At 45.8% G+C, this 21,228-nt stretch carries 23 protein-coding genes; 14 read left to right on the forward strand and 9 right to left on the reverse strand.

All coding sequences use genetic code 11. The features are described from left to right. Positions 1 to 368: 368 nt before the first annotated feature. Together QUA56_RS09325 and QUA56_RS09330 are read right to left on the reverse strand one after the other, a co-directional pair. Positions 369 to 1,187: an FkbM family methyltransferase gene (locus tag QUA56_RS09325; protein WP_333356219.1), complete on the reverse strand. Its 819-nt coding sequence runs from the start codon at positions 1,185 to 1,187 to the stop codon at positions 369 to 371. Between the two features lie 409 nt (positions 1,188 to 1,596). Then, the gene (locus QUA56_RS09330) at positions 1,597 to 2,103 is read right to left on the reverse strand and encodes a hypothetical protein (protein ID WP_333356222.1); all 507 of its coding nucleotides are present in this window, start codon (positions 2,101 to 2,103) and stop codon (positions 1,597 to 1,599) included. A gap of 137 nt (positions 2,104 to 2,240) precedes the next feature. Between QUA56_RS09330 and QUA56_RS09335 the strand changes: the two genes are divergently transcribed. The 6 genes from QUA56_RS09335 (at position 2,241) to QUA56_RS09360 (ending at position 8,694) form a co-directional block, all read left to right on the forward strand. Beyond that, positions 2,241 to 2,483 (forward strand): hypothetical protein, encoded by a 243-nt coding sequence (locus QUA56_RS09335; RefSeq protein ID WP_333356225.1) that lies wholly within the window; start codon positions 2,241 to 2,243, stop codon positions 2,481 to 2,483. Positions 2,484 to 2,650: 167 nt separating this feature from the next. After that, positions 2,651 to 3,733: an ATP-dependent 6-phosphofructokinase gene (locus QUA56_RS09340; RefSeq protein ID WP_333356226.1), complete on the forward strand. Its 1,083-nt coding sequence runs from the start codon at positions 2,651 to 2,653 to the stop codon at positions 3,731 to 3,733. Positions 3,734 to 4,122: 389 nt separating this feature from the next. Beyond that, positions 4,123 to 5,568, forward strand: coding sequence for a slr1306 family protein (locus QUA56_RS09345; protein ID WP_333356229.1), 1,446 nt, complete (start codon positions 4,123 to 4,125; stop codon positions 5,566 to 5,568). A 162-nt stretch (positions 5,569 to 5,730) separates the two neighbouring features. Further along, a complete protein-coding gene (locus QUA56_RS09350; protein ID WP_333356232.1) occupies positions 5,731 to 6,339 on the forward strand; it encodes a Uma2 family endonuclease in 609 nt (202 codons plus the stop codon). A 247-nt stretch (positions 6,340 to 6,586) separates the two neighbouring features. Beyond that, the gene (locus QUA56_RS09355; protein WP_333356235.1) at positions 6,587 to 8,038 is read left to right on the forward strand and encodes a GTP-binding protein; all 1,452 of its coding nucleotides are present in this window, start codon (positions 6,587 to 6,589) and stop codon (positions 8,036 to 8,038) included. Beyond that, positions 8,035 to 8,694 (forward strand): type I restriction endonuclease subunit R, encoded by a 660-nt coding sequence (locus QUA56_RS09360; RefSeq protein WP_333356237.1) that lies wholly within the window; start codon positions 8,035 to 8,037, stop codon positions 8,692 to 8,694. Before QUA56_RS09355 ends, QUA56_RS09360 begins: the two co-directional genes overlap by 4 nt. Positions 8,695 to 8,865: 171 nt before the next feature. Here QUA56_RS09360 and QUA56_RS09365 read toward each other — a convergent pair whose 3' ends face one another. Both QUA56_RS09365 and QUA56_RS09370 read right to left on the reverse strand, forming a co-directional pair. Continuing rightward, complete coding sequence (locus tag QUA56_RS09365; protein WP_333356240.1) at positions 8,866 to 9,555, reverse strand: hypothetical protein; 690 nt, start codon at positions 9,553 to 9,555, stop codon at positions 8,866 to 8,868. Between the two features lie 136 nt (positions 9,556 to 9,691). Then, positions 9,692 to 10,555 carry a TlyA family RNA methyltransferase gene (locus tag QUA56_RS09370; RefSeq protein ID WP_333356242.1) on the reverse strand — a complete coding sequence of 288 codons (864 nt, stop codon included), beginning with the start codon at positions 10,553 to 10,555 and terminating at the stop codon, positions 9,692 to 9,694. A 262-nt stretch (positions 10,556 to 10,817) separates the two neighbouring features. Between QUA56_RS09370 and QUA56_RS09375 the strand changes: the two genes are divergently transcribed. Further along, complete coding sequence (locus tag QUA56_RS09375; protein WP_333356244.1) at positions 10,818 to 11,015, forward strand: hypothetical protein; 198 nt, start codon at positions 10,818 to 10,820, stop codon at positions 11,013 to 11,015. A 225-nt stretch (positions 11,016 to 11,240) separates the two neighbouring features. Here QUA56_RS09375 and apcB read toward each other — a convergent pair whose 3' ends face one another. Then, the gene (apcB, locus tag QUA56_RS09380; RefSeq protein WP_333356247.1) at positions 11,241 to 11,750 is read right to left on the reverse strand and encodes an allophycocyanin subunit beta; all 510 of its coding nucleotides are present in this window, start codon (positions 11,748 to 11,750) and stop codon (positions 11,241 to 11,243) included. 337 nt (positions 11,751 to 12,087) lie between these two features. Here apcB and glnA point away from each other — a divergent pair, with 337 nt between their 5' ends. Further along, positions 12,088 to 13,509, forward strand: coding sequence for a type I glutamate--ammonia ligase (gene glnA, locus QUA56_RS09385; RefSeq protein ID WP_333356250.1), 1,422 nt, complete (start codon positions 12,088 to 12,090; stop codon positions 13,507 to 13,509). A 109-nt stretch (positions 13,510 to 13,618) separates the two neighbouring features. Here the strand turns inward: glnA and QUA56_RS09390 are convergent, their stop codons facing one another. Beyond that, the gene (locus tag QUA56_RS09390) at positions 13,619 to 14,056 is read right to left on the reverse strand and encodes a hypothetical protein (RefSeq protein WP_333356253.1); all 438 of its coding nucleotides are present in this window, start codon (positions 14,054 to 14,056) and stop codon (positions 13,619 to 13,621) included. Between the two features lie 76 nt (positions 14,057 to 14,132). Here QUA56_RS09390 and QUA56_RS09395 point away from each other — a divergent pair, with 76 nt between their 5' ends. From QUA56_RS09395 to QUA56_RS09410, 4 genes are all read left to right on the forward strand, one after another. Further along, a complete protein-coding gene (locus QUA56_RS09395; RefSeq protein WP_015178761.1) occupies positions 14,133 to 14,459 on the forward strand; it encodes a hypothetical protein in 327 nt (108 codons plus the stop codon). Next, positions 14,456 to 14,689 carry a hypothetical protein gene (locus QUA56_RS09400; RefSeq protein ID WP_333356256.1) on the forward strand — a complete coding sequence of 78 codons (234 nt, stop codon included), beginning with the start codon at positions 14,456 to 14,458 and terminating at the stop codon, positions 14,687 to 14,689. Before QUA56_RS09395 ends, QUA56_RS09400 begins: the two co-directional genes overlap by 4 nt. Before the next feature lie 405 nt (positions 14,690 to 15,094). Further along, complete coding sequence (locus QUA56_RS09405; RefSeq protein WP_333356259.1) at positions 15,095 to 16,000, forward strand: ferritin-like domain-containing protein; 906 nt, start codon at positions 15,095 to 15,097, stop codon at positions 15,998 to 16,000. A gap of 279 nt (positions 16,001 to 16,279) precedes the next feature. Further along, positions 16,280 to 16,783, forward strand: coding sequence for a YbjN domain-containing protein (locus QUA56_RS09410; protein WP_333356261.1), 504 nt, complete (start codon positions 16,280 to 16,282; stop codon positions 16,781 to 16,783). A 185-nt stretch (positions 16,784 to 16,968) separates the two neighbouring features. Here the strand turns inward: QUA56_RS09410 and QUA56_RS09415 are convergent, their stop codons facing one another. From QUA56_RS09415 to QUA56_RS09425, 3 genes are all read right to left on the reverse strand, one after another. Continuing rightward, positions 16,969 to 17,427, reverse strand: coding sequence for a divergent PAP2 family protein (locus QUA56_RS09415; protein WP_333356264.1), 459 nt, complete (start codon positions 17,425 to 17,427; stop codon positions 16,969 to 16,971). Between the two features lie 14 nt (positions 17,428 to 17,441). Further along, positions 17,442 to 18,371 (reverse strand): geranylgeranyl diphosphate synthase CrtE, encoded by a 930-nt coding sequence (crtE, locus tag QUA56_RS09420; RefSeq protein ID WP_333356265.1) that lies wholly within the window; start codon positions 18,369 to 18,371, stop codon positions 17,442 to 17,444. A 185-nt stretch (positions 18,372 to 18,556) separates the two neighbouring features. Beyond that, complete coding sequence (locus tag QUA56_RS09425; RefSeq protein ID WP_333356268.1) at positions 18,557 to 19,471, reverse strand: LysR family transcriptional regulator; 915 nt, start codon at positions 19,469 to 19,471, stop codon at positions 18,557 to 18,559. 225 nt (positions 19,472 to 19,696) lie between these two features. Between QUA56_RS09425 and QUA56_RS09430 the strand changes: the two genes are divergently transcribed. Both QUA56_RS09430 and QUA56_RS09435 read left to right on the forward strand, forming a co-directional pair. Continuing rightward, on the forward strand, positions 19,697 to 20,185 hold the full coding sequence (locus QUA56_RS09430) for a GNAT family N-acetyltransferase (RefSeq protein ID WP_333356271.1): 489 nt from the start codon (positions 19,697 to 19,699) through the stop codon (positions 20,183 to 20,185). An 87-nt stretch (positions 20,186 to 20,272) separates the two neighbouring features. Then, entirely contained in the window at positions 20,273 to 21,037 is a 765-nt protein-coding gene (locus tag QUA56_RS09435) for a methyltransferase domain-containing protein (protein WP_333356274.1), read from the forward strand. The last annotated feature ends 191 nt before the right edge of the window (positions 21,038 to 21,228 follow it).

The raw sequence follows: 21,228 nt of genomic DNA on the forward strand, positions 1-21,228 counted from the left end.
TGCGAGCGTCCCCGCTCGCGTCTTGTACCACACGCGAGCGGGGACGCTCGCACTACAATAAAAAAAATGCTTTTTGCAAAACTGAGATGCTCCCACCCGTCCTTTCTGGACGGGCGGGACGCCCATCCCACAAACTTGTGTAAATTATTTAATTTGCGATCCTAAGTTTTGGTTTGTATTGAGGACTTTATTCATCATAAAATTATGATGAATAAAGTCCTCAATACGAACTTATAGGTGATTTTATACTGAACATTATAAGCTCGATCAGTATTTAAATTGCACGTCAACAAATCATCAAATCAAACTCTTGTGGGTCGTTGCTGCGACGCCGCCCCAAGTATGCAGTTTAAATGCACAATAGCTGATTAAATTATGACATAATCTTCGCGCACAACAGCTTGACTGACCTGTGGTTCCGGCTCTACTGGGTCGCTGTAATGAGTGTCAATGTATTTCATGAAACTTTCCCGATAAGCTTTGAGATACGAGTTAACGGCTTCGATATCCTGCTGTCCTGTCGCGTAACTGCTATCTCTTCTGAATTGACCGGATTCTTTAACAAAAGCCATGTCAACTTGCCACAAAGCTGTATCACTCGGGCGATATCCCAAATCAACAATATCGTAAGCTGCGAATCCTTGGGACTTCATAAAACTCATTACATCATACATCTGACCGAACAAAGTAACTTCTACAATTACATATTCAGTTTGCTGCAAAATCTCAGTTGCTCCCGCTAAAACATCTAATTCTTGTCCGTCTACATCAACTTTAATTAAATACGGGCCTGACAAGTTTCTTTCCCGGCATATTCCATTCAGGGTAATTGCCGGTATGTTTCTCAAATAAGGATTGCTGCTGTCAGTAAGGCGATTTTCAGAAATCGAAGAATGCAGCATATCGGGACTGACGTTGAGGGTGAAAACTCCCGATGCTTTGGTCGCTGCCGCAATAATGTATTCTGCACTTTTGAGCTTGCGGCAAATTTTGGCGAGATAAGGTTCATTTTCGGCGATCGGCTCAATTAGCAAATGTCGCGAATTGGGGAAAGTGTCATAAAGGTTAAAAGTTCCCAATGCCGCGCCGACATCAATCACAGTTTTTGGTTCAAAACCTAAGTTTTTAGCCAGCAGCAAGCTGCCTGACATCGAGTTTCTGAGAGTTCCTGTTTGTTGTTGGCTCACAATTTATTCCTGATTTCAATGTGGATACAGTTAATAGTATGTCTGGCAGCAGAGTTATTGTATGTCTGAATAAAGAAACGAAGCAATCGCAAACCTCGGCGATTGCTTGGTTTCGGATCGCAATGATAGAAATAGGTTTAAACTCAGATGTTGCACCATTGTCAATCGGCTTTTTAGGAACAGGCAAGATGCCTGTTCCACAAAGAGTGAATTTTCTTGTAAGCTGTGGAGCATTTAAACCATTAACGATCCAGGTAAGGTGCGTCAGCTAGAACACTTACTATACATGGGAAACGCTTATTGACTGACGCACCCTACTATCCTCCTTTAAATGCCGAACAGCTTATAACAGGCCGGAAAGCCTGTTTTTGAGCATGGTGCAAGATGTGAGTTTCAATGCAACCTCCTACTATTTTGCCGACTTCTGTGCCTTGTTTTCGGGTTCGACAGATTGCAAAGCTTCGTCGAGAATTGCCCGCGCTTCTTCCGCCTTACTTCTAGCTTCTCGATAGCGGACGTTAGCTTGAGCGAAGTTTTTGAGAACCTTGAAACCATCTTTCAAGCGACCAATTTCCTCGGCAGTTACAGCCTCATCTGTAAACAAAATGTCGATCGCCGCCCGGATTTTGAGGGCTTCTTCGCGGGATTCCATGACTTTCAATTTGAGACTTGCCAAATTGCTCAAAATCTGTACGGCTTCAGTAATCGCGTCCTCGCCGTCTGACGCAGCATCTTCGATATCCTTAACTTCAACAAACTGCTTGGGCCCAAATCCCTCCAGGAGTTGTGTAGGCAGCTTACCCTCATCCATGAGCTCCATCAGCCGATCCATCGCTTCTTCGCGGGCTTTGCCTGAATCTTTCCCTTTGACAGTTAAAATAATTTCGGGGCTTTGAGGAAGTGTATAGCGAACCATATCTTGATAGCCTGTGTGCGAAAACAATTGAATGATATTTTATCTTTATTCGATCGCCAGTTGCAGCTATCAATCCGCTCCATTACCAACCGCTTGCCAAAAGTTGACACATATACACTCAAAAGGAACCCTCGACAATGAAAGATAAATTTCTTAACTTTCTCAACTTGATTTTAGTAGCTGATGTATTTTTCGTCTTTGCCAGTTTTGCGTGGTTTGCGATCGCAGTAGCGGGTAGATCGACCGGAGTGAATCTGGGTTTTGATTTGTGGTACAGTCTGTGGCAGCCCGTATTTAATCCGGCCCTCGGCATTCTCATGGGCGGCGCAATTCTCAGCGGCCTAATTAACCAAGTTTCTAAACGCCTCAATCCCAAGTAAAATTTATGTTTTGTTTGAGATGGTGATTTGGGACGCTACTTAGTTGGCAAACAAACTTGTGGGTGCGTCAGGGATGAGCCGCTCAATTAGGTTAGAAATAAGGATTGGACGATCGGGATCTAAAAATATCAACTCATGTTCTGAGTAACAAAAGTCGGGCATTAATTATGGGAGAACAAAAATGTATCGGCATCCTCACCAGCGGAGGTGACTGTGCAGGCTTAAATGCAGTCATTCGAGCCGTTGTCCACCGCGCAGCGGGAACTTACAATTGGAAAGTGATGGGGATTCGTCAAGCCACCAACGGATTGATGAGTCGTCCCCCTCAAGCAATTCCCTTGGATATTGAGAAAGTAGACTCGTGGCTCACCATTGGCGGTACGATGCTAGGCACGACAAATAAAGGCGACCCTTTTGCTTTCCCGATGCCTGATGGGACTCTACGCGATCGTTCTGAGGACATTATCGAAGGCTATCATCAACTAGGTTTGGATGCTTTAATTGGCATTGGTGGTGACGGTAGTCTCGCCATTCTCAGGAAGATTGCTCAACACGGCAATTTGAATTTAGTTGCTATTCCTAAAACTATTGATAATGATGTCGGAATTACCGAGCGTTCCATCGGTTTTGATACTGCTGTCAATATTGCCACTGAAGCACTCGATCGCTTGCATTTTACTGCGGCCAGTCACAGTCGCGTCATGATTGTTGAAGTCATGGGACGCGACGCCGGACATATTGCGATCAGTGCCGGAATTGCTGGGGGAGCTGATATAATTCTGATTCCCGAAATCCCTTACACAATTTCCAAAATCTGCGCCCAAATCCAAGAACGCCAAGACCGGGGAAAAAACTACTGTTTAATTATAGTAGCGGAGGCAGTTCGCACTGAAAAAGGCGAATTAGTAATGCACACAAATCGCTTAGGTCAAAGTCGATTAGGCGGAATTGGTCAGTATTTAGCTGATACAATCTCGGAGTGCAGCGGTGCAGAAACTCGCGTCACTGTTTTGGGACATATTCAACGCGGAGGAACTCCTTCATCGCTAGAAAGATTAATTGCTTCTGCTTTTGGCGTCGCAGCAGTTGATTTAATTGCCGAAGAGAAATACGACTGCATGGTATCTTGGCAAAAGCGGGAAGTTGTGAGCGTTCCTCTGGAAGATGCGATCGCAAAATACAGACCTGTAGAATTCGATGGTACTCTGGTTAAAACGGCCCGCGGTTTGGGAATTTGTCTGGGAGATTAAACAATTACCAGTCCGATTTCTCAAAGATTAACAGTTTGTAGTGAGGACTAAAGTCCTTTCTTTCGCAACTCAACACCAAGGACGGACTTCCTTACTACAAACATTTTGCACCATTCTCGCTTAACAGGCTTTCCGGCCTGTTCCACAAAGAGTGAATTTTCTCGCTTCACAGGCTTTCCGGCCTGTTCCTAAACAAGTAATTGAGAATGGTGCAACATCTCACTACTACAAACATTTTGCAATTCTGGAAAATGTTTAGGGTGTAATCCGCCCAAAAGCCCGATCGCCCGCCTGCCAATTTTGATCTTGCAGAGGTACGATGGAATATAGGGAGGGAGGCCAAGCCCGGTAAGGTTAAGCTTGGCGAAAATACCCACAGGAAGGGAAAAATGACACTTAACTTGCGGCGACCGATTTTAATTGGGGGAATAGGACTTTCAGCAGCGCTGTGGCTGTTGGAAACTCTACAGCATTCGGGTTCAGAAATGGGCGAAACGGCACTCATCGGCTTGGCGGCAGCCGGTGCGGGGTATTGGTGGTGGAAGCAACAATCCCCCAAACTCGAACTCGCACTCCCGCAACCCCTAGCGAACAGGGAAGCAGCCGAAAAAGCGATCGCGACTTCCGAAGCCGCAATTAATTTGCTAGCCTCAGAAGCTCAAAACTCGGCAAATCCGGCTAATCTAACAGCAAAGCTCGATCGGCTCAGAGCCGAATTAGACAGACAAGATTTGCGGATTACCGTAACTGGCGGCAAAGCTGTCGGCAAAACTGCCTTAATTCAAGTTTTAAATTCTAATTGGGCATCTCAACACCCGCAAAAGCTGAGTTTCCCAGAAACAGCACCGCTGTTTGCCAATACAAATACCGATGCCAAAATCGGCGGTGATTTAGTGCTGTTTGTGACAGCGGGCGACATCACAGATTCCGAATTTAAAACATTATCTCAGCTAGCGTCCGCAGGTCAGCGCGTGCTGCTAGTCTGGAACAAACTAGACCAATATTTGCCAGAACAGCAGTCGCAGGTTTTGCACTCTTTGCAGCAGAAAATGCAAGGAATATTGGGGACAGAAGATATAATTGCGATCGCAGCTTCTCCCAATTCTATTAAAGTGCGGCAGCACCAAGCTGACGGCACTGTTCAAGAACGGATCGAAAATCAAGTTTCTCAACTCGACGCGCTGACGGAAAGATTGACTAAAATCTTAACGGAAGAACGGCAACAGTTGGTCTGGGCGAGTGCAGTGCGCGAAGCTGCAAGTATCAAATTAGAGGCGAAAACCTTCTTAAATGCAGTCAGGCGCGATCGGGCAATTCCCATTATCGAACAATATCAGTACATCGCCGCCGCCGCCGTATTTGCTAATCCGGTTCCCGCTTTAGACTTGCTAGCAACAACCGCCATCAGCACCCAACTCGTAATCGATCTCGGCGCTATCTACCAGCAAAAGTTTTCCTTAGACCAAGCTAAAACAGTAGCGGCAACTTTGGCAAGTCAAATGTTCAAATTGGGATTAGTAGAACTGTCTACTCAAACTATTACTGGACTGCTGAAAAGCAATGCCGTCACCTATGTAGCAGGAGGCGCGGTGCAGGGAATTAGTGCAGCCTATTTTACCAGAATAGCGGGACTGAGTTTAATCGAATATTTCTCAACTCAAGAATTGGAAAATGCTGCCACAGGCATTCTAAATATCCACCAGTTGACTAAAACTTTGCAAGCAGTATTTACGCAAAATCAGCAAGTTTCCTTCTTGCAAGCTTTCATCAATCAAGTGGCGAGTCGTCTCTCGCCTCAGATGTCTCAGTCCGAGGCAGTAAATTCAGCCAATTAAGTAAAATAAAGGAACAGGCAAGATGCCTGTTCCACAAGACAGTTTTATTGTTGTGGAACAGGCAAGATGCCTGTTCCCCGGCAGAGCCGGGAAACCAGTTAATATTTTCCTTCTTTCTTCTTCCTTCTTCCTTCTATTCTACAATCAAATAAAGTTTGCACGATGATACAAACTAAACCAAAAATACTAACCTTTGAAGAATTTATAGAATACAAATCCGAAAACAGATGCTACGAACTCCACGACGGGGTAATGGTTGAAATGCAGCCAACAGGAGAACACGAAGATATCACAGCATACCTGGTTCAAGAATTTACGCTGCTCTACACCCAACTGCAACTTCCATACCGCATTCCCTCGAAAGCGCTAGTTAAGCCACCAGCTAAAGATACAGGATATATCCCGGATGTTTTGCTATTAAACCGTCAGGCTTTAGCATCCGAACCCTTATGGTTGAAGTCAGCAACAATCACCCAAGGAACATCTATCCCGCTGCTTGTTGAAGTTGTCAGTACCAACTGGCGCGACGATTATCTAAAAAAATTGGCAGATTACGAAATGATGGGAATTCTCGAATATTGGATTGCGGATTATGCTGCATTCGGCGGAATACGTCATATTGGCGACCCCAAAGAACCCACGCTCTCGGTTTGCCAGCTTGTGGACGGAGAGTATAGGATTACACAATTCAGAGGGAGCGATCGCATTATTTCACCTACATTTCCCAATATGGAACTGAACGTCGATAAAATTTTCCGAGGCGGAGCCTAGTTTTAGGGAAAAGAACAGGCAAGATGCCTGTGCCACAAAAATTTTTTTGTTATTGTGGAACGAACGGGCAAGATTCCTGTGCCACAAAAATTTTTTTGTTATTGTGGAACGGGCATCTTGCCCGTTCAATATTTTTTGGAAAACTCACAACTAAAAAATTATAAATTTATGAAAAATTGTATTAAAATAAGAAATAGGATTTATAATTCGACGATCAATTATACCTGCTTAAAAAAGCCGATCGCCAATGGCTGACAATTCCATTCAAGAAAATCGCTTGTCCCTAGCCCGCGCCAGTTTGCGCCAATCCCTGGCGCGCTATTCCCACCTGCGCCAAGGCAAAAAAAACTCCAATAATACAGAATTAGAAGCAACGCTGCAAAATCAGTTAGACATCTTAACTTCCACCTCAGAAAAACTCGACAACAAGGTCATTCGGATTGCTACTTTCGGCCTAGTCAGCCGCGGCAAATCAGCCGTATTAAACGCGCTTTTAGGTCAAAAAATCCTGCAAACAGGCCCTCTCAACGGCGTGACTCAGTGGCCGCGTTCCGTGCGCTGGACGATTCCTTTTATTCCCGCCGCAGAAGACACAGAAAAAATACAAGTTGAATTAATCGATACTCCCGGAATTGATGAAGTTGGCGGTGAAGTGCGCGGCGAAATGGCGAAACAAGTAACTCGCCAAGCTGACTTAATTCTGTTTGTCGTTGCAGGCGATATCACCCGCACTGAATATCAAGCACTGTGCGAATTGCAAACAGCTCAAAAACCGCTGATTTTAGTTTTTAATAAAATTGACCTTTATCCAGAATTAGACAGAAAAGCTATTTACCAAAGTTTGCAAGCGCTGGGAAATTCCGAACAGTTAGCAGCCGCTGCGGTAACAGAGGAAACAGATAGCGAAAATTTGTCCGATCGCCCAAACAACCCATCTGATAAATCTACTGCAAAATCACCGTTTAAAACTGCCAAATCTTTAGAAATAGTCATGGTAGCCGCCGAACCCGCGCCGGTGCAAGTGCGAGTGGAATGGTCAGACGGAAGAGTAACCAACGAATGGGAGTCCCCGCCCGCACAGATAGACGAACTCAAACATAAAATTCTCACAATTCTTAACAGAGAAGGTCGATCGCTCCTCGCTCTCAATGCTTTAGTTGAAGCTAGAGATGCCGAAGCAAACATTGCCCGTCAAGTTCTCAAATTGCGACACACAGAAGCCGAAGATTTAATCTGGCAATTTGCAAAATATAAAGCTTTGGCTGTGGGTTTAAATCCAGTCGCATTCTTGGATGTAATGGGAGCAACAGTCGCAGATTTAGCCTTAATTCGCTCTTTATCCAGACTTTACGGTTTACCCATGACTGGTTACGAAGCGGGGAAACTTTGGCAGACTATTTTCTCCAGTGCTGGCGGCGTACTTTTGGGAGAATTGGGTAGCAGTTTCCTCTTGGGATTCGGCAAAAGTGCGGCCGTTGCTGCTCCCCAAATCGGCTTTTCTACTTTTGCCGGAGTTGCTGTCACTCAAGCTAGTTTAGCAGCTTACGGAACCTACGCTGTCGGTCGCGCCGCCCAAGTTTATTTAGAAAAAGGCTGCACCTGGGGCCCGCTGGGACAAGATACGGTAATTCAAGAAATTCTCGCCACCATCGAGCGCAATACAATTATCGATCGCTTGCAGCAAGAGTTTAAAATTTGACACAAACAACAGCCATTACTGAAATCATCCAAACTTTAGCAGATGTTGAATCTCGATTCAATATTACGCGAACTGAATCCGAGGGATTTTTCCCCGAATGGTATGCAGATTTACCAGAAATTACAGAAGTCGATAAAGCCGCTCTCAATTTAATTCGGAGGCGATATCTTGATCGTTTAAATGATGGAAGCCTTACAGAAGGAACCGTTACGCTAATCACGGGTTCGCCTCTATTGGAACGAGCGGGTTTTTACGATCCACCTTTTAAAATGATGGCTGAAAAATCTGTACAAATTGTTTTAGATGACGAGGATGATGAAGTAGAAACTCTCAAGGGACGGATTGATGTTTTAGCGATGCAAAATCAGTTTTGGGTGACACTCTTAGAGTCGAAGCGCACCACCATTTCAGTAATGTCTGCACTTCCCCAAACACTAGCATACATGACCGCCAATCCCCGCAAGGATAGACCGAGTTTTGCTGCCATGACAAATGGCAGTGAAATTGTATTCGTCAAGCTAGACTTTCAGAATCCTCCTAAATATGACTTATCAAGAATCTTTTCACCTGTTCCTCTAATGAACGAACTTTATACGGTTCTTCAAGTCTTGAGAAAAATTGGTCAACTGATATTAATTCCGGTGGCACCGGAATGATATAAACGGAGGACACGGCAGTGCCGTTTCCCTACCGCGATTAATTGTAGGGACACGGCATTGCCGTGTCCTGATTGTGGGTAATATTAATTCCGATGCTACCTGATTTGATATGATTCCCAATTCTAAAATCTAAAATCTAAAATCTAAAATCTAAAATCTAAAATCGTATTACCGTCTCGCGATTCTAATACCTTCTCTAAAATGAGCGATCGTCGCAATTATAGCTATAGAAAAGTAAAATATTCTAATCAGCCAAAAACAAACCCGCATAGACCAAGAAACAATAGTCGGAGCAATACCTGTGAACTGTACAAATCTGGAATTAACTTTTTTTTCAAAGCTGTCGAGGTCTTTCATCTCAGATTGTTTCGTCGGAATAACCGGAAACTGACCAGTATATACGTAATAACCGATAAAACCTGACAATCCTACTTTTCTATTCAAAAATGAGTTAGTTAATGTTGCAGTTTCCGCCGGCGATAATTTATCCGATTCTCCTACTTTTTCCAGCCAAGAATTATATCTGATGGCTGGCGTAATCATGAACACTAAGGGAACTATAACTATCAACAAAGCCGCACTAATTTTGCGGCCGTATTTAGGGTGTAGAAGATTTGTCGCGACACCCACTCCCATACCGATAAATGCAAATATTAATATATTTAACAGTTCAATAATTTCGATGCCCCTCAACAAATCACCGATAATCAGAATTGTATATAATAATTTGTCTGCTAGTAGCAGGGCTGCCCACTTGATCAGCATTGAAACGCCTACAATAGTAGCTACAATTGCTACATACCCGATGCCACCTAGAACGTACAGTAAAATAGAACCGACTTGTTTAAATGATTGCATGGAATTATTCACTCTTGTGAAAGTTGAGGAGTCCAATTGACAAAAAAAATTGAAATTTTAGATCAATCTGGAGTTCCAAATTTGAATTTTAAAATTGATTAGCTTCAAATCTTGAAATCAATCTACAATCTACAATCTACAATCGATCGACAAGTTCGCGCGCGGCCGCTTTTGTGACTTGTGCGATCCGTTCCTTCACCACACCATCTTCGTTAGCGCAGCCCTCGAAGAGGATCGCCCTCGGGTCTGATTCCTGTTCGCGATCGATCCCCAACCATAAAAGATACTCGATATTACCGGCCGGGCCAAGTAAAGGCGACCACGTTAAGCCGCGTTGCTGCCATCCTAAAGCTGTGGCTGCCTTCCACACTTGAAAAATCGCATCAGCTTGAGTTGCTGAGTCTCTTACTACGCCTTTTTTCCCGACTCTCTCGCGCCCTACCTCAAACTGCGGCTTTACCAGCAACACCGCTTCTCGCGGTGGTACCAACAATTCCCACAGCGCCGGTAAAATCTTATCCAGAGAAATAAACGACACATCTACTACCGCCAAATCTGCTTGCCCAGAGTCCCCGTAAAGCTCAGTAGCAGTCATGTACCGCAAATTGGTGCGTTCTTTCAAAATTACCCTCGGATCGTTCCGCAAGCCCCAATCTGCTTGACCGTAGCCAACATCTATGCCGTAGACTAAGGCGGCGCCGGCTTGCAGCAGACAGTCGGTAAAACCGCCTGTGGAAATGCCGCCGTCGAGACAAATTCTGCCTGCAACGGGAATCGCAAAAACTTCTAAAGCTTTGGCTAATTTGTCGCCGCCTCTGGAAACATAGCGCGATCGCTCTTTGATCTGAATTTTTGCTGCAATGTCAACCTCAGTGCCCGGTTTGTCAACTACCTGCTGGTTGATAGAGACTTTCCCAGTCCGAATCAAAGCCTGAGCTTGCTGTCTGGAACTGCACAAATCTAGGCTGACCAATAAAGTGTCTAGTCGCTGTTTAGCCAAGGTTTTTAATCTGTACGGATCGGGTTAAGAACAGTACCAGATTAGCACTTACGCAAAAACCAGACTGCTGATTTTTGGCGATTATTTTGGTTTTGCGATGTCGCGGGGCGATCGCCCCACCTCACATTATGTGACTGAGATCGCTCTGCATTTGTATTTCGATCACAGATAAACATCCGTAAAATCACACAAAAATTTTGGCGACTAGGGGATCATATACCTACAGGTGAAAGCACTACAAATACAATCTGGGCGATCGACAATGAAAACAATTAACTTTCCTATCAGCAGTCCGAACAATTGTCAAGAAAATCCCCTGGCCTTCGTCAGCGGTGACATCATCCACATTCTTTACCCCAACGGTGAAGTAGAAGCAGCAACCGCCGAACAAGTCGATCGGCGCCAAACCAAAAATCCCCTGGACAAATGCCTCGTCTGGGGATTTATTGGCGATTTTTAACATCGGTTGCCAAAAAAAATGCAACTATAGGAAAGCTCGAAATCCTTAATTCATCAGTCATTCCCAATTATTCAAATTTTTAATCTCAAATTTTTAATCTCAAATGGCATAACCCATAAAAAAAGATCGCTTGGAGGCTGTGAGGCCAAAAAAAGCGATCGATCCAACTGCTGCTAACTGCAAGCCATAAGTGCAATTTGCTGCTAAAAGAACTAGCAAATTGACTTAAATATCTTGTTCGCTCAATTCGCGAATCAAGTAATCAAAAGGCTGCTCCAAAAAAGGCCCCACAGACAAGCCAGCAGATGCCACCTGAGCCTTAACCATCTCCTTCATAATGCCAATCCCCATCACCGTCGGGCCAATGGGAACGCTGAGAGAATTGTAAGTTTCGCGCAAACCTTGCAGCACGCGCTCGTCGAGTACGTCGGTACTTCCAGCCACCAAGGCGTAAGTAGCATAGCGCAAGTAGTAGTCCATATCACGCAGACAAGCCGCGTAGCGGCGAGTCGTGTAGGCATTTCCGCCCGGACGGATCAATTCAGGCTGTTCGGCAAATAGCTGAATACCAGCTTGCTTGACAATTGACGCAGCATTGCTGTTAATCGCCGCCGCCGCCTGTACCCGTGCCGTACCCGTTGCAAAATAAGATTTCAACCGATCGATACCATCTCGGTCTAAATACCTACCAGCAACATCATAATTTTCAATCAGGCTCGTCACTGCATCGCGCATAAGTTTCTCTCCCAAAAATCTTTATCAATACTTTGCTATCTGAGACAGACCGCCTATTGTAGACTACTACAAATCGGCGTTTGATTAAGATTTGAGATAGGATTTTCACGAAGGGTAGTCTATCCCCGGCAAACGGCAGCAAAATTCAGCCGTTTGCCTTGTATCTTCAGCCGAAAAATCGACAGGGCAAGAATCACGAACTGCCCGGCCGCACTGAACCCCCACTTCAAAATTTTGTAGCCATAGATACAAAATAGTGGGTACAGAAGGCCTACGATCGCCCAAACAGTCTGAAATCTGCCGATCGCCAAGACACAACCAATATCAGGAGTAAGTCATGTTCCAGACGCCCCAAGAAGCCCTAAACTACATAAAAGAAAATAAAATCCAGATCGTTGACCTAAAGTTCATCGATATGCCGGGGATCTGGCAGCACCTTTCCCTGTTCCACGACCAAATCGACGAAACCGCATTCACAGACGGCGTACCCTTCGACGGTTCCAGCATTCGGGGCTGGAAAGCCATCAACGAATCAGACATGACTATGGTCATCGATCCGACCACCGCTTGGATTGACCCGTTCATGGCAGAACCGACCATCAGCTTCATCTGCAGCATCAAAGAACCCCGCACCGGCGAACCGTACAGTCGCTGTCCCCGCACCATTGCCCAAAAAGCCATAGACTACTTGCTTTCGACCGGTCTCGGCGATACAGCATTCTTTGGCCCGGAAGCAGAATTCTTTATTTTTGACGACGTTCGCTTCGACCAAACCCAAAATTCCGGGTACTATTACGTAGATTCGATCGAAGGTCGCTGGAATTCCGGCAAAGAAGAAGCAGGCGGCAACCTCGGCTACAAACCGCGTTACAAAGAAGGTTATTTCCCAGTAGCACCAACCGATACCTCTCAAGACATGAGAACGGAAATGCTGCTGACAATGGCAAAATGCGGCGTACCCATCGAAAAACACCACCACGAAGTCGCCACCGGCGGTCAGTGCGAACTCGGTTTCCGCTTTGCAACATTAGTTCAAGCCGCCGACTACTTGCTGACTTACAAATACGTCATCAAAAACGTCGGCAAAAAATACGGCAAAACCATCACCTTCATGCCCAAACCGCTGTTTAACGACAACGGTTCCGGGATGCACGTTCACCAGTCGATTTGGAAAGACGGCCAACCTCTATTTGCAGGCGATCAATATGCAGGTTTCAGTCAAATGGGACTGCATTACATCGGTGGCATTCTCAAGCACGCACCGGCACTTTTGGCACTTACCAATCCCACAACTAATTCCTACAAGCGATTGGTTCCGGGCTTTGAAGCGCCTGTAAACTTAGCTTACTCTCAAGGAAATCGATCGGCATCAGTGCGGATTCCGTTGTCGGGAACCAACCCCAAAGCCAAGCGGTTAGAATTCCGCTGTCCCGATGCCACATCCAACCCCTATTTAGCATTTGCAGCCATGCTGTGCGCCGGCATAGACGGCATCAAGAATCAAATCGATCCGGGCGAACCTTTGGACGTGGATATCTACGACCTTTCCCCTGAAGAATTGAGCAAAATTCCTTCAACTCCCGGTTCTTTGGAAGGCGCTTTAGAAGCTTTGGAAAAAGACCACAGTTTCTTAACAGAAACCGGCGTATTTACCGAAGACTTCATCGAAACCTGGATTTCCTACAAACTCGACAATGAAGTCAACCCGATGCGGCTGCGTCCTCACCCCTACGAGTTTGCTCTCTACTACGACTGTTAGAAAATTAATAATTAAAAATTAAAAGTTAAAACTGGTAATTATACCATTTTCAACCTGTGATTTTTAATTAATAAGAACGCCGCCCTTAAAAGCGGCGTTTTTTTGGAGTTTAGAACTTCTGGATCGGCGCCCAGACTCTCCCGTCACCCGACACTATCTGGGCAACGCTGTGAGTAGTAGATCCCTCTGTAGCTTCTGAAACATCCTCTACAGCCCATTTATTTGCTTTCTCATCAACAATAAACAAATCGTCAGCGGTAGTGCCTTCCTGAACCCGATATACCTTATTGAGAATGAAACGTGCCCTTGCCTCAGCTTTTGGTATGCCCGTAACTTCATCAGGATCGATAGAGATGGCACTGCCTTCTTTTAATGTACCTTTCGAGTTGCTTAAATTGCGATCGCTCTTTTCTGCTATTTGCAGGCTGTGAAACTGCAAACAAGGTTCAGTCTCAGAGATATTCGAGGCAGTAGCTAGCGCCCCACTTTTTCCCCCCAGAACCGCTGCACTAGCCGTCAAAATTAGCAAAAGCTTGAAATAATGCACAGTATTTATGCTTCTTTGTTTGTTAGGTGCTGCTTTGATTATAAATTAGCAATTAGCAATTACCAATGGCTAAACGATGTCCGATATTTTTGTGATGATCCGCAATCAGAGTAACGTCGCCATGACTTCAGTTGACGGCATTGCCTTTGTCACTTTACTAACTCAAGAAGGACGAGTGCTGGCCGAGGAGACTGTTGACCTATTTGAAGCAGATGTAAATTTTGATAACCTGAAGCAGGGCAAATATACTGTAGTTGTCAGGCACGAAGGCGTTGAACCTCGATCGGCAACCTGTAGTGTTACAATCACCGATGAAGATAAAGTAATCATGCTGACATTTGTTTACCTGGAGCTAGAACGGGTGCTGCTCCGAATTCAAACTTCAACCGAAGAGAGACTATGACAGTGAAAGTTACTCCGCCAAATTCAATTAAAATGTTTCGCTATCGAGTACATTTCTTGGCAAAAGACCTGTGGAGGGAAAAAAACCCGGTTTGTCGGATGAATCTGGCTTTACAGTTAGCCGATGTGGCGACAACGCTGGCTAGGTTGGAAGTAGAAGAGGCGCGAAAATTTCAACAAGAGTCTGCTAGTGTTGAGGCAAAAGACTCTACCGAACCTGAAAAGTTTTGAGTGCGCGAGATTGCTTTGGGAGCGGAGCGCAACGCTTGGGTGATAGCAGTTTCAACAAAGAATGTAACTGTAGGCCCGCGATCCAAACCGCGATCGTCATCAGTCATTTTTAATCTAAAATCTAAAATCTAAAATGGTATGACTGGCAACTCAAAACTATTTTCGCTGGTCGATAAGCTGTTGTCCATCTAATTTGACAGTCAATTTTTCTACAATTATTGTGGAACGGGCAGGAGAACCCGGATCTGGATTCAATTTAAATGCGTAGCAGCTTACAGTAAAAAAGTTGTCGGTAAAAAATTCAATCTGCTTGCTACACAACAACTTTCTGCCTTGCGAGGTAATTAGCTATCGAAAAAACTGCGTTACACTTATATAAGTATCTTTACAAAACAAAATAAAAAGATGACAGTTGCCTATCCCCGCAAGCTCCGCAACGGCATGGGAGCGCGCGAGATTTTAGCTCAAGTGGTGCGCGATCGCGAAATTCACCTGATCACCATCAACCGCTATCGGTTTAGCGAACAGCGCAGTTGCAAAGACCTTACGGACTTGATCGAACAGCTAGACGGGAAGCCGCCAGAACTCGTGCGCGACCTTTCCCGGCACATTTCCGACGAAGCGCGGCACGCCATGTGGCTGACAGATTTGCTGGTAGACTTGGGCCAAAATGTGGGAACGCCGCCGGGAGTCTCCTACATTGACGAATTTGAAAGGTTGTATGACAGCGAACAACAAGACCCTACCAAAAACCGCGAAGACTTTGTAATTTCTTCCCTCGCCGCGATTAACGTCACCGAGAAGCGGGGATGCGAGTATTTCGGCGCGCACATCCACGCCCTCAAACAGGCTCCCCAAACCGACGAAAACGTCAAAATCCGCGAAACCATCGAAAAGATTTTTCCCGAAGAAGCTGGTCACGTCCGCTGGGGCAACCGCTGGCTCGCCCAAATCGCCGACAAAAGCCCGGAACACCGCCAGAAGGTGGAACAGGCAAAGCGCAAGTATGTGGCGATCGAACAAGCAGCATTTGAATCGGGAATGGATATCATGCTGGGGGCAGAACTCCGCCGCGTCACCCGCCTGGTGGACATTGCCAACACCATGCCGATGTGGGAACGCCCGCAATACCTGATGGAACGCTTGCCCAGAACCCTGCTGGCCCCCGACTTGCAAATGACCAGAGTCGATGTCGCTCAGCGGGCCTGGAACCGCGACCCCCAGGCATTTGTGGAGAAATTGGTGCCGATGTTCCTCAACGGCTTGAATACCATTGAGAAGAAGCCGGCCCCGGCTAAGCCCAAGGCTTAAACACTGGCGATGGCTTGTGCGCTCAGGGACTAGAAACCCGATTTCTTCCTGGCTGCTTCGTTGAGGAACCCGATATTTCTGCGAGAAACCGGGTTTCTTTTCTATAACTTACGCACGGGGTGTCATCACCTTGGTTTCTTGCCTGGGGATCGAGCTGAAAGCGTAGGTTTTTGTCAAGAAACCCGGTTTCTCAAGGTTTTTGTGCGTAAGTCGTATTTTTGTAAGTCCTAAATAGGAAGTAAACTGATTATTGGAATAGTTTTCCGTCTAAATATAATCATGACTAATAGCGAGCCGAACATACAAACAGCTTCCACAGAAAGCCTATCGAGTGAAAGCGCGATCGCCTCCGAGCAGGTCGAAAAAGCCACAGCCGTCACCTATGCAGAAGAAATTGAAACTGTCATCGCTAGCATGGCTGTAGACCAAAAAGTAATGGTCGGTCAAAATGAAGCTGGCGGACATCTTTGGAAGTTTAAGTACGGCAGTGTTGAAGTGTTCGTGCAACTCACCGGCGAAACCGAAGATGATACTTTGACTGTTTGGGCTTTTGTACTGCTGTTGCCGGCGAAGAATGAAGCTCAATTAATGCGGAAAATCCTAGAAATGAATTGGCTGTCTACTTTGGAATCTCATTTTGCGATTGTTGACAATCAAGTTGCTGTAATATCGACTCGGACGATCGCCGAAATCTCGGCCGGGGAAATTTCTCGGGTTATTACTATTGTCGCCACGATCGCCGATGACAACGACGACGTGCTGCAAGCAGAATTCGGTCAATAAGCTGTGGAGCATTTAAACCATTAACGCTCCAGGTAAGGTGCGTCAGCTAGAACACTTACTATACATGGGAAACGCCTATTTACTGACGCACCCTACTATCCTCCTTTAAATGCCGAACAGCTTAGTCATTAATTAACAGTTAACAGTCAACAGTCAACAGTTAACAGTTAACAGTTAACAGTTAACTAATATGCAGGCCCTGCGATCCAAGCAATAGTAATTCCCAGCCCCAAACCGACAAGCACTTGAAAAGGAGTGTGTCCCAGCAACTCTTTCAGGCGAGCTTCATTAAGGTTGTGATCTTCCTCAAAAAATTCGTCAATAATTTGGTTGAGGATGCGAGCTTGCTTGCCTGCTGCTTGGCGGACGCCTGCAGCGTCGTACATCACAATAATTGCAAAGATCGCAGCGATCGCAAACTCTGGACTTTCCCATCCCATCGTTTGTCCCACTCCAGCAGCCAAAGCGCCCACAAAAGACGAGTGAGCGCTGGGCATTCCCCCCGTTGTTACCAAATACTGAAGATTAAACTTGCGATTTTTGACCAACTCGATCGGCAGCTTAATGATCTGAGCCGCCAGACAAGCAATCAAAGCAACTACCAGTACGTGATTGTTTAAGACGCCGCTGCAAATTTCCTGCATAATGTTTAATATTTCTAGTTACTGCGGCTGGTAATAAAATCGGCGATCGCCAGCAGCGGTATGGCATTTCTCCCAAACACTGCCAGTTGAACCTTAGCATCAGCAACAAGCTGTTTAGCTTGACGCCTAGACTCCTCAATTCCCCACAAACTCGGATAAGTCACCTTTCCGGCTTGAACATCTTTACCAGCGGTTTTACCAAGTTCTTCGGCAGTAGCAGTAATATCCAGAATGTCATCAATAATCTGGAAAGCCAACCCAATATTTTGAGCAAAACGGGAAAGCCGCTGCAAATCAGCAGCAGACGCCCCAGCCAGAATTGCCCCACAAATTACGCAGGCCTCTAACACCGCGCCGGTTTTGTGAGCGTGGATATAATTCAAAGTTTCTAGAGAAACATCTTTCAATCCTTCCGATTCCAGGTCAACCACCTGACCGCCTACGAGTCCAGCAGCGCCCGATGCCCGCGCTAAATGGGCGATCGTCTGCAATACCTGCTGGGGGGGTACGTTCTCAGTTTTAGTGGCGATAAATTCAAAGGCATAGCTCAACAAACCATCGCCCGCCAAAACAGCGATATCTTCGCCATAAACCTTGTGGTTCGTCAGTTTGCCGCGTCGGTAGTCGTCATTGTCCATTGCCGGCAAATCATCGTGGATCAGCGACATGGTGTGGATCATTTCCAAAGCGCAAGCTGTGGGCATTGCCATGTGGGCAGTGCCGCCAGCCAGTTCGCAGCTAGCCAGACACAGGATCGGACGCAGCCGTTTGCCCCCTGCTAGCAGCGAATAGCGCATGGCTTCGTAAATTTTCTCTGGGTAGATGAGCGGTAGCGCACTGTCGAGAGCTATCTCGACCGCCTTTTTTTGCTCGACTAGGTAACTAGATAAGTCGAAAGCGGATTCCGGTTGGGACGAATCCATTTCTGTTGTTGCAAATAACATCCCTTGCTCTCTTGTACTTAATGTGAATTCGGATACTCTGAGTTGTGTTGGTCGATCGCGCCGACTTTTACCGTGGCGATCGCTCGAAATCAGAGACTCAATTTAATCATTTTACGGGTGTTGTTGCACAGAAATTTATGTGAAGTTTTGAGTTTTAAGAAGTTGCTCAAATTTGCTCTAGGGCGTCAATCGCTTTGAGATTTGAGATTTGAGATTTGACATTTGACATTTGACAAGTCTCTGGCTGTCTGCAAAAACCGCAGCACTGCGGGCGTTGGATTCTGGCCCCAAATTAGAGCGATCGAGACGATCGGGCTGATTTCTTGTATCGGTTTGTAAACAACGCCGAGGCGCTGGAAATTCTGCATCGACTCCGGGACGATCGCCACTCCCATCTCGGCGGCGACTAGACTGACAATGGTTTGCATTTGAATTGCTTCTTGAGCCGCGATCGGGCTAAAACCTGCTTGCTGACAAAAACTGACGATGCGATCGTACAATCCCGGAGCGAGGGAACGCGGAAACAGGATAAACGGTTCCGTGGAAAGTTGGCGCAATTGAACATTAGCGCGATCGGCCATTGGATGCGTCTGCGGCAAAGCCGCGATCAGCACTTCCCGAAACACAATTTCAGAATTTATCCCCTCTTCCACCGGAGGGCGAATGAAGCCGATGTCAATTTGTCCTTCTCGCAGTCGCTGTAACTGCTCATTTGTCGTCATTTCTCGCAATTCGAGCTTTACCGCAGGATGAAGAGTGCGAAAAGCCTGCAAAATGGCTGGAACCACGTTATGAGAAGCAGAGCTCACAAAGCCGATCGTCAGTTGTCCCAGTTCGCCCCGACTTGTCTGTCGGCCGAGTTGAATTGCTCGATCGACTTGCTGCATAATTTTTTGTGATTCCTCAAAAAAAACCTGTCCCGCTTCTGTGAGTACAACCGTCCGCTTGGTGCGGCGAAACAGTTGAAAGCCCAACTCAGCCTCCAAATGCTGGATTTGTTGGCTCAGCGGAGGTTGAGCAATGTGCAGTCGATCGGCTGCGCGAGTGAAATTCAATTCTTCTGCAACCGCAATGAAATAACGCAAATGTCGCAGTTCCATAACTCTCCAATCATTGATATTTTAAAAGTATAAGTTGTTAGTTAAAAATGTATTGGACATTTACGAGCGTATTTTCTACAGTAATTAAGTAAGCCAAATTCAAAAAACAGAATATCCAGCTCCCGACAACTTCTGCGAATTCGGACAAGTCAAAATAATCATTAGTTATGGTCGTTTTGCAGTTACTTTGAAAATTCTGTAATCGGTACAATGGAGAATTCATAAATGGATAATTTGGAGGTAAAAATTCGAGAAGCAGAGCTGGCAGACTTGGAATTAATTCTTGCTTTTATTTCGGAAAAATCAGAATTTGATGGAGTTCCAAATCTTTTAGAAGCCACAGCCGACAAATTGCAGCAAACACTATTTGTCGAGTCTCCGCTAGTGCGAGTATTGTTGGCGGAAGTTGCCGACACAGCAGTAGGATTTGCCATGTTTTATGCTTCCTACTCAAGTCTTTTGGCGCAGCCGTGTCTCTGGCTTGATGACTTATTTGTGCAATCTCAGTTTCGCGGTTTCGGAGTCGGTACAGCGCTGTTAAAGTCTTTGGCACAAATTGCTAAGTCAACAAATTGCGGGCGGATTGAATGGACTGTGAATACTGGGAATGCACCGGGAATTGCTTTTTATCAAAAGCAGGGAGCGCGAATTTGGGAAAATATTAGGGTTTGCCGGATCGATGGAAGTGCGATCGCCCAACTGGCTAACAAATAATTTGATTGTTTTGTGAAGGAGTTTTTTTTAATAATTAACCGCAGAGAACACAGAGAACACAGAGAACACAGATTTAGGGGAATTATCGTGGCACAAAATTATTGGAATACAGCCCTGTACGAACAACAGCACGCCTTTGTTTGGCAATACGGTGAATCGCTCTTGGAATTACTGGCTCCCAAAGCTGGAGAACGGATTCTAGATTTAGGCTGCGGTACGGGACAGTTAACTGAAAAGATTGCTGAAAGTGGAGCTTTTGTGGATGGAATTGATTCATCTTTGTCGATGATTGCCAAAGCTAGAGCCAACTATCCTCAGATTAGTTTTGCCGTCGCAGATGCCCGCAATTTTCAAGTAGAGCAACCGCTGGATGCTGTATTTTCTAATGCTGTTTTGCACTGGATTAAACAGCCGGATGCTGTAATTAATTGTGTAGAAAAAGCGCTGAAGCCGGGAGGGCGTTTTGTCGCTGAGTTTGGCGGTAAGGGGAACGTGGGGGCGATCGTCCGGGCACTTTTGAGTGTTTTGTCGGAAATTGGCTGCGAGGAGCCTGAAGCGCTTAATCCTTGGTATTTTCCGAGTATTGGCGAGTATGCTGTGCTTTTGGAAAAGCAGGGTTTTGAGGTTAGTTATGCGGTTTTGTTCGATCGACCAACTCCTCTAGAAGGCGGTAGTGCTGGTATGGTAAATTGGATTGAAATGTTTGCTGGCGGGTTGTTGTCGGGGCTGTCTGAGGAAGTGCGATCGCAGGTAATTAACTCCGTTGAACAGCGTTTGCGATCGACACAGTATCGTGATGGTAATTGGATTGCAGATTACCGCAGAATTCGCGTTGTTGCAATCAAGCAGTAGGGTGCGTCGCCAGCGACAATCTGCAAATCCAATATAAAATCTCACAGCGACGCACCATACTTCGCGTTGCAATCAAGCAGTAGGGTGCGTCGCCAGCGACAATCTTCAAATTCGATATAAAATCTCACAGCGACGCACCATACTTCGCGTTGCAATCAAGCAGTAGGGTGCGTCGCCAGCGACAATCTTCA

Source organism: Microcoleus sp. N3A4 (genome assembly GCF_036701805.1).
In the GTDB taxonomy this organism is placed as follows: domain Bacteria; phylum Cyanobacteriota; class Cyanobacteriia; order Cyanobacteriales; family Microcoleaceae; genus Microcoleus.